This is a genomic window from Roseomonas genomospecies 6, assembly GCF_008365375.1.
In the GTDB taxonomy this organism is placed as follows: domain Bacteria; phylum Pseudomonadota; class Alphaproteobacteria; order Azospirillales; family Azospirillaceae; genus Azospirillum.
This window is the reverse complement of the sequence record NZ_QOKW01000099.1, coordinates 1-668: the sequence shown is the minus strand read 5'-3', so window position 1 is coordinate 668 and position 668 is coordinate 1. Positions and strand designations below refer to the sequence as shown.

Sequence of the window (668 nt, the reverse complement as noted above, 5' to 3'; positions counted from 1 at the left end):
ACCGACAGGATCACGGCGGGCTTGCCGTTGACCCCCGCGTCGCCGCGCTTCATGCGGGCGGCGAAGTCCACGGCGGCGATCTGGTGGAGCAGGATCGGCTGCCCCGTCTTGTAGGCGACGACGAGGTTGCGCAGGTCCTCCAGCCGGGTCGTCCGGCCGATGTTGCGGATCAGGTATTCTTGGGAATGCTGGTCGATGAAGCCGCCGCCGGTGTTCGCCGAGAACTGCTGGAGCGCCTTCACGAGCTCGTCGGTGGTGATCTCCAGGTCGTGCAGGCGCGCCGGGTCGGGGGCGACGCGGTACTGCCGGATCTCCCCGCCGATGGGGATGACCTGGCTGACGCCGGGGATGGCGAGCAGGCGCGGCCGCACCACCCAGTCGGCGAGTTCACGGACCTCCATCGGGCCGACGCCGTCGCCGCTCATGGCGATCAACATGATCTCGCCCATGATGGACGAGATCGGCCCCATCTGCGGGCGGACGTTGGGCGGAAGCTGTCCCTGGACGATGGCCAGCCGTTCCGCGACCTGCTGGCGGTTGCGGTAGATGTCCGTGCCCCAATCGAACTCGACGAAGACGATGCTGAGCCCGACGCCGGACACCGAGCGCACGCGGGTGATGCCCGGCATGCCGTTCATCGAGGTCTCCAGCGGAAAGGAAACCAACTG

At 68.0% G+C, this 668-nt stretch carries 1 protein-coding gene; it reads right to left on the bottom strand.

Annotation, left to right across the window (positions count from 1 at the left end; translation table 11 throughout):
* On the bottom strand, window positions 1-638 hold a 638-nt coding region (locus tag DS843_RS30945; protein ID WP_286192425.1), incomplete at its 3' end, for an efflux RND transporter permease subunit.
* Between the last annotated feature and the right edge of the window lie 30 nt (window positions 639-668).